The organism is Clostridium sp. DSM 8431 (assembly GCF_900116755.1).
Taxonomy (GTDB): Bacteria; Bacillota; Clostridia; order Clostridiales; family Clostridiaceae; genus Clostridium.
In genome coordinates, this window is sequence record NZ_FPBY01000143.1 from 1 (window position 1) to 8,547 (window position 8,547).

Genomic DNA, 8,547 nt, shown 5'->3' on the forward strand with positions numbered 1-8,547 from the left:
CTGCATTACTTAAAAGCTTTATATTTTCTAAAATTTTAAAATAGTTATCCGAATACAAATCAATCACTTCCGAGTATCATTTGTTTAGATACTTGACTATTTTTATCACTTTTATTCACAATATAACCATAATAAAAGGTGATTTCTAAACAAATTAGAAATCACCTTTTAACTATATCTAATTACTTAGTAATTAAGCACTTACCTGTCATTTCAGCTGGTACTGGAAGACCCATTTCATTTAACATTGTTGGAGCTATATCACAAAGCTTACCTGGGTTAAGCTTTCTTCCATCAACGTGGTTACTTACCCATACAAATGGTACTGGGTTAGTAGTGTGAGCTGTAAATGGAGTTCCTGTTGATAAATCTATTTCAGTCTCAGCATTACCGTGGTCTGCAGTTATAAATAATGTTCCGTCCTTTTCTAGTATCTTATCTACAACTTTTCCTAAGCATGTATCAACAGTTTCTACTGCTTTAATAGCTGCATCAACAACACCAGTGTGACCAACCATATCTGGGTTAGCATAGTTTAATATGATCATGTCATATTTATCTTCATCTATTTCTTTTAATAATTCATCTGTTACTTCATAAGCAGACATTTCTGGTTTAAGATCGTAAGTTGCTACCTTTGGTGATGGTATAACAGTTCTTACTTCACCTTCATTTGGTTGTTCTACTCCACCATTGAAGAAGAATGTAACGTGAGCATATTTTTCAGTTTCTGCTATTCTTAATTGTTTTAATCCCTTAGAAGAAACATATTCACCTAATGTATTTACTAGAGTTTGAGGCTTGAATGCAACTTCAACTCCTTCTAAAGTCTTGTCATATTGAGTCATTGTTACAAATGTAAGATTTAAAGTTTCTCTCTTAAATCCTGAGAATTCTTTATCGTTTATAGCTCTAGTTATTTCTCTAGCTCTATCTGGTCTGAAGTTAAAGAATATAACTGAATCTCCATTTTGGATAGTTCCTGTTGGAGCTCCATCTTTCATTATTACACATGGTAATACGAATTCATCTGTCTTATTATCATGGTATGAGTTTTCTATAGCTTCAACTGCAGAGTTAGCAGTTTCACCTTTACCTAGAACCATTGCATTGTAAGCAAGTTCAATTCTTTCCCATCTGTTATCTCTATCCATTGCATAGTATCTACCACTTATAGTAGCTATTTCACCTACACCAATTTCCTTCATCATAGCTTCAGCTTTTTCTATATATTCTTTACCTGATGATGGTGGTACGTCTCTACCGTCCATAAATGCATGAACATATACTTTTTGAAGTCCTTCCTTCTTAGCAAATTCAAGAAGTCCTCTTAAATGTTCTATGTGTGCGTGAACTCCACCGTCTGATAATAATCCCATTAAGTGTAATGATGTATTATTTTCTTTTGCATTCTTCATTGCTTTTAATAAAGCTTCGTTTTCGAATATTTCACCATCTTGAATTGACTTAGTTATTCTAGTTAATTCTTGGTATACTATTCTTCCTGCACCTATATTTAAATGTCCAACTTCAGAGTTACCCATTTGACCTTCTGGAAGACCAACTGCCATTTCACTTGCTTGAAGCTCTGTATTTGGATATTCCTTGATTAATCTATCGAAATTTGTTTTATTTGCTAATGCTACAGCATTTCCTTCTGACTTTGGAGCGATTCCAAAACCGTCCATAATCATTAACATTACTGGTTTCTTTGCCATGCTTCTCTACCTCCATTGTATTCACTACTTGAAGTAATTGAACTACATATTTATTATATTATTTTTAATTATATTATTTTTTTAATCACTATGCAAATTTAAAAATACTACCTATATGTAGAACATTACTGATTCCATATTTTCATTATTGTATGCTTCAACAAGCTCTGCTAATGTAGTATTTTCAGCTAGTTTATTAAAAGACTCATCTAGTTTATCCCACATATTGTGTTTAATAGCATTTATGGCATTTGGATTACACTTCATGCTACTATCAAAAACCACGTTTAATAAGTTGCTATCTAATGCATTTAATATTGTAGATAACTTTAATTCCTTAGGATCTGAAGTAAGTGCATATCCTCCTTGAGAACCCTTAGTTCCATTTATTATCCCAGCTTGTCTAAGTGGTGTTAATATTTGTTCAAGATAATTTTTTGATATACCTTGCCTTTCAGCTATACTTATAACTGTTACAACATCTCCGTTTACTGAATTAGCTGCGATATCAATTAAAGCTACTAATCCGTATTCAACCTTTGTAGATACTTTCATAAATAAATCCTCCATATCTAAAAGGGTATTATCCCCTAATCTTTAATTATAAGTATATCACAATTTATTTTATAAAAAAATAATATAATCTTATTTATCTTATTTGTCTACTATTAATTCAGGGATATAATTACTAATAAACCAAGTTTATCTTTATAAATTTCAATAAAATAACCTCATTATCTAAACATATCTATAAAAGATTTTTAGCTTAATGAGGTTACTTTTTACTATTTATTAATAGTTAACAATTTGAGAAAAGTCAGCAGCTACTAAACTAGCTCCACCAACTAATGCTCCATCTATATCAGACATAGCCATTTGATCTTTGATTGTATTTGGTTTTACTGATCCACCGTATTGAATTCTTACTTCGTCAGCAACTTCCTTACCATACATTCCTTCTACAACTTTTCTTATTGCAGAAATAGTTTCATTAGCTTGTTCCTTAGTAGCAGTTTTACCAGTTCCAATAGCCCAGATTGGTTCATAAGCTATAACAACTTGTTTTGCTTGTTCATTAGTTAAACCAGCCATGTCTACTTTGATTTGGCAAGCTATGAAATCATTTGTTACTCCTGCTTCTCTTTGTTCTAGTGTTTCACCACAGCAAAGAATTGGAGTTAAGTTGTGTTCAAATGCTTTCTTAACTTTCTTATTTAATGCTTCATCTGTTTCATTGAAGTATTCTCTTCTTTCACTATGTCCTAATATAACATAGTCAACTCCCATAGCTTCTAACATTCCTGGAGCAACTTCTCCTGTGAATGCACCGCTTTCTTCAAAGTGCATGTTTTGAGCACCTATCTTTATATTTGATCCTTCAGCAGCCTTTATTGCAGCATCTAAGCATACAAATGTTGGGCAGATAACTACGTCACATGTAGCATCTTTTACTAATGGCTTTAATTCATTAATAACTTGAACAGCTTCTTCTGGAGTTTTGTTCATTTTCCAGTTTCCAGCTATAATTGCTTTTCTCATTAATATTCACCTCATAAATATAATATATAAATATAATTAAACACTGATTTTTTTATAACACTTTAAAAAATTATTTATCGTTTAAAGCAGCTATCCCTGGTAATACCTTACCTTCTAAGAATTCAAGTGAAGCTCCACCACCAGTTGAAATGTGGCTCATCTTATCTCCGAATCCTAATATATTAACTGCTGCAGCTGAGTCTCCACCACCGATTATAGTAGTAGCTTCTGATTCTGCCATTGCCTTAGCAACTGCAATTGTACCCTTGTTGTAGTTTTCGAATTCGAATACTCCCATAGGTCCATTCCAGATAACTGTCTTAGCATCTTTAATAGCATCAGCATATAACTTTTCAGTCTTTGGTCCGATATCTAATCCCATGTTTCCAGCAGGAATGTTTTGATCTTCTGTTACAGTAGCAGTTACATCTTTGAATTCAGTTGCAACTCTGTGGTCTACTGGTAATAAGAATTTAACACCTTTTTCTTCTGCTTTAGCTATCATTTCTTTAGCGTAGTCTAATCTATCTTCTTCAACTAATGAAGTTCCGATTTCATATCCTTGAGTTTTTAAGAATGTGTAAGCCATACCACCACCAATGATGATAGTGTTAACCTTGTCTAATAAATTGTTTATAACTGTGATTTTATCAGAAACCTTAGCTCCACCTAATATAGCTACGAAAGGTCTTTCTGGAGTTTCAACAGCATCTCCTAAGAACTTTAATTCTTTTTGGATTAAGTATCCACAAACAGCTGTATCTAAGTAGTCTGTTACACCTACAGTTGAGCAGTGAGCTCTGTGAGCTGTACCAAATGCATCATTAACAAATACTTCAGCAAGAGAAGCTAATTCTTTAGAGAATTCTTCACCGTTCTTAGTTTCTTCTTTTCTGTATCTAGTGTTTTCTAGTAAAACTACATCTCCATCTTTCATTTCTGCAACTGCAGCTTTAGCATTTTCTCCTACAACGTTGTCATCAGCAGCGAATTTTACTTCTTTTCCTAGCATTTCGCTTAATCTCTTAGCAACTGGAGCTAATGATAATTCTGGTTTTGGTTCTCCCTTTGGTTTACCCATATGTGAGCAAAGGATAACTTTAGCACCATTTTCTACTAAATACTTTATAGTTGGTAATGCACCATTTAATCTGTTTTCGTCAGTTATAACACCATCTTTTAGTGGTACGTTGAAGTCACATCTAACTAAAACTTTTTTACCTTTTACATCGATATCTTCTACAGTCTTCTTATTAAAGTTCATTCTTTTCACCTCAAAATTTATTCTAATTTCAAAAAATGGCCCGGTCCTATAAGTATGCCTTAGAGACCGGACCCTTTATAGGATCTTATAAGATTGCTTTAAAAGCCCTTTAAATATCCTGTTTATTAAATACTAATTAAGCTAATTCAGCGAAGTATTTAATTGTTCTAACCATTTGGCTAGTGTATGAGTTTTCGTTGTCGTACCAAGATACTACCTTAACCATAGTAGTTCCGTCACCCATATCCATAACCTTAGTTTGAGTAGCATCGAATAATGAACCGAACTTGATTCCTACTATATCAGAAGAAACTAATTCTTCTTCAGTGTATCCGAATGATTCTGAAGCTGCTGCTTTCATAGCTGCATTTACATCTTCTTCAGTTACTTTACCGTCTACCATAGCGATAAGTTGAGTTAATGAACCAGTTGGAACTGGAACTCTTTGAGCACATCCATCTAATACTCCATTTAATTCTGGGATAACTAATCCGATTGCTTTAGCAGCACCAGTTGAGTTTGGTACTATGTTAACAGCTGCAGCTCTAGCTCTTCTTAAATCACCTTTTCTTTGAGGTCCATCAAGAGTCATTTGATCTCCAGTGTAAGCATGGATAGTAGTCATGTATCCTTTCTTTATCTTAGCTAACTTGTTTAATGTATCAGCCATTGGAGCTAAACAGTTAGTTGTACAAGAAGCTGCAGATATAACTGTATCTTCCTTAGTTAATGTATCTTCGTTTACGCTGTATACGATTGTTGGAAGATCATTTCCAGCTGGAGCTGATATAACAACTTTCTTAGCACCTGCTTCGATGTGAGCAGAAGCTTTAGCCTTTGAAGTGTAGAATCCTGTACATTCTAATACTACGTCTACATCTAAATCTCCCCATGGAAGTTCCTTAGCGTCAGCTTTAGCGTATATTTTTATTTCCTTACCATCAACTGTGATTGAATCTTCACCAGCAGTTACTTTGTCTGCTAATTCATATCTACCTTGAGCTGAATCATATTTTAATAAATGAGCTAGCATCTTAGGGCTAGTTAAGTCGTTGATTGCGACTACATCATAACCTTCTGCTCCAAACATTTGTCTGAATGCAAGACGTCCTATACGTCCAAAACCATTAATTGCTACTTTTACATTTGCCATTGTACAATTACCTCCTAAAAATGTATTTATAAAAATTTTTTATAAATTAGCTTAATTAATCTTGGATTCCTTTTTTCAGAATCGCCAGCATTTTTCTTCCTGCTGCTTCATCTGTTACAAGAATACCATTTGTATTATTACGTTGAGTTGAAATTATGGACTCTACTTTATTTTTTCCACCTGCCACTGCAATATGCACATTAATTTTTTTTGATTCACTAATGTTTATTCCTATTGGTGCTGTTTGAGATACAACATTTGAATTTTTATCAAAGTAACACCCAAAAGCTTCACCTATGGCACCTAATTTATTTAGTCTTTCAATCTCAGCATCTGATGCTCCTCTTTTCACAGCCATTTCTTTAGCATTACCTATACCATATATTAAAATATCAGCATGATGTATGCAATCTATGACTTCTTTTATATTCTTTTCTTTAAGCAGACTATCTAATATGTCTGGTGAAAGATTTTCAGGAATATGAAGGAGCTTGTAGCTTCCATTAAGCTTTTCAGCTAATAATGCTGCTAAAGTATTGGCTTGAGTTTCAACTTTTCTTCCCATACCGCCTCTAGCTGGAACTACTAATATATTTGAAAAGTTATTTAGCCTTGGAAAGGCTTCTATAACTTCCTTTAGCGTACTTCCTCCTGTTAAAGCAATTATGTCATTATCTTTAATAATATCTTTGACATAATTAGAACAGGCTTTACCTATTTCTTTTAAAACTGTCGGGTTCTCTTCAACGTCACCTGGAACTATAATAACTTGTCTTAGATTTAATAATCCCTTAAGCTGAGTCTCAATTTCTGATAGTCCTCTTATTTCGTGAATAAAATCTTTTAAGTTATTTACAATCTCTTCTCCGCTACTTGTAACTGTCATACCTGGAGTATTTATCTCTATAAGACCTTGCTCTTTTAAAAGACTTATTTCTGTTCTTACAATTCTTTCTCCCAAGTTTAACTGATTTGCTAAAATTCTTCTGCCTATTGGTTGATTGTAATAAATAGTCCTCAGTATATAGTATCTTTTTTCGAGCACTTCTACAAGTTCAGGAACTATCTTCATTTCTAACTTTAATATTTCCTTCAACTTAAACACTCCTTTGGGCTTTTTAATGTCCCACTTATCATTTTTATGTCCCACATGTATTATTATAAATCATCAACAAGAATTTTTAAAGAGGTTATAAAAAATTTTTCTAAAATATGCTTTTATTAATTTTAATTTTCTCCTCTTAACGTATATTTATCCACACTTTACATTATAATATTTTTCTTTTGTGTGAAGACTTTATTCCCATCTCTTCTCTGTATTTAGCTACAGTTCTTCTAGATATTTTTATTCCTTTTTCCTTTAAATTATCTGCTATATCTTGATCTGGAATTGGACTTTTTTTATTTTCTTTTTCAATTAAACTTTCTATTATATTTTTTATAAAACTTACAGAAAATTCATTATTATTGCATTTAATTAAATTTAAGGTAAATAATTCTTTAACTTTGACAATACCTTTTTCTGTAAGTACAAACTTATCTTTTACTGCTCTACTAACTGTTGATTCACTACAATTTAATTCCTTAGCTACATCTTTTATCATCATAGGTTTTAAGAACTTAACTTTACCACAAAAATAATCATATTGTTCACTTGTGACACACTCTAATATCTTTCTTAAAGTATTTTTTCTTTCCTGTATACTCTTAATTAGATTTTGTGCTTTTTCCATTCTTTCTTTAACATATTTTTCTGTTTCTAAGTCTCCCTTCTCTTGTAATATTTTTTTATATGTACTGCTAATAATAAGACTTGGAACAGACCTTTCATTCATTAATATTTCCAAACCAAATTCTGTTTTTCTTATTTCTGCATCTGGAACTATATATTTATAATCTTCTCCAGTATAAAATCCTCTAGAAGGCCTTGGCTCTAACTTCCTTATCATCTCAGAATACCTTTGTACCTCTGCTCTTGTTATACTTAATTCCTTTGCAATTTTTTTATAATTATCTTTCCCTATATCCTCAAGATTATTACTGATAATTTGAATTAATTTAGGTTCATTAATATTTAAATAATCTAACTGAATAATAAGACACTCTCTTAAGCTTTTAGCTCCTATGCCTACTGGCTCTAATTTTTGTACTAATCTAAGTGACTTTTCTACTTCATCTACAGTTATTTTTAATTCTTCTGCCACCACTTTTTCATTAACTTTAAAATAGCCATTATCATCAAGGCACTCAACAATATAATCTGCAGTTTTTCTGATTTTTTTATCCTTTTCAACTTCTAAAATTTGTTCATGTAAATATTCTTTTAATGTTTTTTCTTTCGACACAAAATTTAATGGAGATATGTCTTCAGAATTTATACTTACTTTTCCATAAGAACTCAAACTTCCATATTCTTTAATATTAAAAACTGAATTATCACTTATTTCAATTAATGGATTACTTACAAATTCTTTTTCTATATATTCACTAAGTTCAGCTGATGACATCTGTAAAATATTAATAGACATTTGCATTTCTTTTGTCATTGCAAGCTTTTGAATTTGTTTCATTCCATATGAATATTCATTCCTCATATTTTCTACCCCCATATTTTTATAACTTTATTTTATTACTGTTTTATGGATATGTATACATTTTTAAGAAAGTATTTTAAAAAAATACATTTATATAGAGTATACCCTTCAAAATGTGTAATATAAAAAGTATTTATCTATATGAAGTATATTAATTATTATAACCATTCCTATCAATGAAATTCATCGAGTAGGTGAACCTCAGAAATATTTTTTTCTGAGGTCTTTCCTCTCACAGAACCGTGCATGCGGGCCTCGCACACGGCTCTTGATAAATCT

7 protein-coding genes are annotated in these 8,547 nt (G+C 31.8%); all 7 read right to left on the bottom strand.

What is annotated here, in order from left to right; translation table 11 throughout:
• Nucleotides 1–182: 182 nt before the first annotated feature.
• Entirely contained in the window at nucleotides 183–1,718 is a 1,536-nt protein-coding gene (gpmI, locus tag BM384_RS13020) for a 2,3-bisphosphoglycerate-independent phosphoglycerate mutase (protein ID WP_090014243.1), read from the bottom strand.
• A gap of 111 nt (nucleotides 1,719–1,829) precedes the next feature.
• Nucleotides 1,830–2,273 carry an RrF2 family transcriptional regulator gene (locus BM384_RS13025; protein WP_175537379.1) on the bottom strand — a complete coding sequence of 148 codons (444 nt, stop codon included), beginning with the start codon at nucleotides 2,271–2,273 and terminating at the stop codon, nucleotides 1,830–1,832.
• Between the two features lie 237 nt (nucleotides 2,274–2,510).
• Entirely contained in the window at nucleotides 2,511–3,257 is a 747-nt protein-coding gene (gene tpiA, locus BM384_RS13030; protein WP_090014247.1) for a triose-phosphate isomerase, read from the bottom strand.
• 70 nt (nucleotides 3,258–3,327) lie between these two features.
• Nucleotides 3,328–4,521 carry a phosphoglycerate kinase gene (locus tag BM384_RS13035; RefSeq protein ID WP_090014248.1) on the bottom strand — a complete coding sequence of 398 codons (1,194 nt, stop codon included), beginning with the start codon at nucleotides 4,519–4,521 and terminating at the stop codon, nucleotides 3,328–3,330.
• 136 nt (nucleotides 4,522–4,657) lie between these two features.
• Complete coding sequence (gap, locus tag BM384_RS13040; RefSeq protein WP_090014250.1) at nucleotides 4,658–5,674, bottom strand: type I glyceraldehyde-3-phosphate dehydrogenase; 1,017 nt, start codon at nucleotides 5,672–5,674, stop codon at nucleotides 4,658–4,660.
• A gap of 55 nt (nucleotides 5,675–5,729) precedes the next feature.
• Complete coding sequence (locus BM384_RS13045; protein WP_090014252.1) at nucleotides 5,730–6,770, bottom strand: sugar-binding transcriptional regulator; 1,041 nt, start codon at nucleotides 6,768–6,770, stop codon at nucleotides 5,730–5,732.
• 172 nt (nucleotides 6,771–6,942) lie between these two features.
• Nucleotides 6,943–8,268, bottom strand: coding sequence for an RNA polymerase factor sigma-54 (gene rpoN / locus BM384_RS13050; protein ID WP_090014254.1), 1,326 nt, complete (start codon nucleotides 8,266–8,268; stop codon nucleotides 6,943–6,945).
• Nucleotides 8,269–8,547 lie beyond the last annotated feature (279 nt).

Excerpts from the sequence above, each read along its gene's own strand:
- gpmI (WP_090014243.1), bottom strand. The coding sequence starts at position 1,718 with ATGGCAAAGAAACCAGTAATGTTAATGATTATGGACGGTTTTGGAATC.
- BM384_RS13025 (WP_175537379.1), bottom strand. The coding sequence starts at position 2,273 with ATGAAAGTATCTACAAAGGTTGAATACGGATTAGTAGCTTTAATTGAT.
- tpiA (WP_090014247.1), bottom strand. The coding sequence starts at position 3,257 with ATGAGAAAAGCAATTATAGCTGGAAACTGGAAAATGAACAAAACTCCA.
- BM384_RS13035 (WP_090014248.1), bottom strand. The coding sequence starts at position 4,521 with ATGAACTTTAATAAGAAGACTGTAGAAGATATCGATGTAAAAGGTAAA.
- gap (WP_090014250.1), bottom strand. The coding sequence starts at position 5,674 with ATGGCAAATGTAAAAGTAGCAATTAATGGTTTTGGACGTATAGGACGT.
- rpoN (WP_090014254.1), bottom strand. The coding sequence starts at position 8,268 with ATGAGGAATGAATATTCATATGGAATGAAACAAATTCAAAAGCTTGCA.